The organism is Thauera sp. 2A1 (genome assembly GCF_009469595.2).
GTDB lineage: Bacteria > Pseudomonadota > Gammaproteobacteria > Burkholderiales > Rhodocyclaceae > Thauera.
This window is the reverse complement of the sequence record NZ_SSXV01000095.1, coordinates 1-1,650: the sequence shown is the minus strand read 5'-3', so window position 1 is coordinate 1,650 and position 1,650 is coordinate 1. Positions and strand designations below refer to the sequence as shown.

Genomic DNA, 1,650 nt, shown 5'->3' with positions numbered 1-1,650 from the left:
TTACAGTCCAGTACCGCCAGGGCAATATCCTGCACATAACTTCTGACCTTTCCCTGCTCTGCCTGTTTCAAAAGCTGGTAGGTGTCTTTGCTCCATGCCACCGTTTCTTCCCGTACTTCTCCAGCAAATGTCTTTCCTTTCTCCGGCACATGCAAGCCCTGTTCCCGGCTCTGCTCGTTGCACCGTTCCTTTAAGTCTTTAAGGTCGTGCTTACTCCATTGGAGCTTATGACCGTTCTCATAATTTACGGAATTAACAATAAAGTGCGTGTGTATATGCCCCTTGTCTATATGCGTGGCTATCAGAACTTCATGCCCTTTCCATGCCTTTGTATGCTCTGCCAGCTCGACAGCGTTCTTGTGAGCCTGCTCCGGGGTTATTTCCTCGTCCTCATGGTAGGATTGCACATAATGCTTATAGGTTCTTCCGTCCGTCTTGCCCCACAGCTCCTTTGTGGCTTGCATTTCTTCCTTGACCGTCTCCGGCTCACAATGCAGACCGCTGACAAGCTTCTCCTCTGTCTTTTCTTTTTTCGTCACATAATCTATTGCGTGCCCTATGCCCGCCTTTGAAGATACCGCCTTAATGACTGCCATACTTTGTTCAGCTCCTCTCCATGCTTCCGCACTTCCGCTTCACTCGGCAACATTCCCCCCTCATTACACCGCTTTGCTATTTGGTTGAGGTTGTTCCCTATCCGTTTCAGTTCCGGGATAAGTTCTTTGATACCGTCCGTATTCACGATCTGCTTCTCCAGCACACAGGAAAGGATATACTCCTGCTGGTTCTTTCCACTCTCTAAAATCTTCTCCTGCAACTGCCGGTATTCTTCTTCACTTACTCGGAATGATAACTGCTTTGGTCTTGTCTTGTTCATGCCCTTACCACTCCATATCCATGACATCAAGTAAGTCAAAGAAACGCTCCAGCGTCTTATTTTCCTTTTCTGCCGGGTTCTGTTTTACATATTTATCAATTACTTTCATCAGCTCCTGCACCTCGTATCTGTACTCAAACTGAATTTTATCCATATCTTTTTTCATGCCTTTGACCTCTCTTTCTTCGGTGCTACCACCGTCATACTATGAGCCTTTCGGCTCTCTGAAAAGGGGGATTGAAGGGGGGCTTGCCACCCTCACAAGTTCTAAAGTGGTAACACTTTAGGGAACTTGCAATATATCCGCTACACATATTATAGCATGATATAAACTCTATATCAAGCGGATATATTCGTGCGTATATTCTGCCAAGAATATAGTGGAGCTTACTTCCTCTTGGGCGACTTTGGAAGTGTAGGAGGAAGACAGTCAAGGGCTTGTTTTTTATCTGCAGTATGAGCTTCGGCTTGCCGATCAGCGAGTACAGCAGATAAAAAATGGTCGCAGACCACCCTTTACTTTCTTCCGCCGGAACGGACAATGAAGCACAGGGGGAAGTAACGGAACGGACGGACAGCCGTTTTCCCCTCCGGCATTATAGCCAACCAAAAAAGAGTATCAAGGGTAAACGCTGCGGTCTATAACCGCCCTTGACACTCTTTTTCTTATGGCTTTGATGATAAACAAGGGGAAATGTCTTCTTGTAGCATTTCTGTCTTTATGATATAATATCCAGCGTTGTCGCACCCATTCTGGCAACAGAAAGGGGGTG

General features: G+C 46.4%; 3 protein-coding genes. All 3 read right to left on the bottom strand.

All coding sequences use genetic code 11. From position 1 onward, the window contains the following. A partial coding sequence (locus GH664_RS22610; RefSeq protein ID WP_153170294.1) for a relaxase/mobilization nuclease domain-containing protein occupies positions 1 to 596 on the bottom strand: 596 nt, incomplete at its 3' end. Further along, a complete protein-coding gene (locus tag GH664_RS22605) occupies positions 557 to 877 on the bottom strand; it encodes a MobC family plasmid mobilization relaxosome protein (RefSeq protein WP_021638906.1) in 321 nt (106 codons plus the stop codon). The genes GH664_RS22605 and GH664_RS22610, both read right to left, overlap by 40 nt. A 4-nt stretch (positions 878 to 881) precedes the next feature. Further along, the gene (locus tag GH664_RS22600; protein WP_007885225.1) at positions 882 to 1,043 is read right to left on the bottom strand and encodes a hypothetical protein; all 162 of its coding nucleotides are present in this window, start codon (positions 1,041 to 1,043) and stop codon (positions 882 to 884) included. Positions 1,044 to 1,650 lie beyond the last annotated feature (607 nt).

Coding starts and splice junctions, on each gene's coding strand:
- GH664_RS22605 (WP_021638906.1), bottom strand. CDS start 877: ATGAACAAGACAAGACCAAAGCAGTTATCATTCCGAGTAAGTGAAGAA.
- GH664_RS22600 (WP_007885225.1), bottom strand. CDS start 1,043: ATGAAAAAAGATATGGATAAAATTCAGTTTGAGTACAGATACGAGGTG.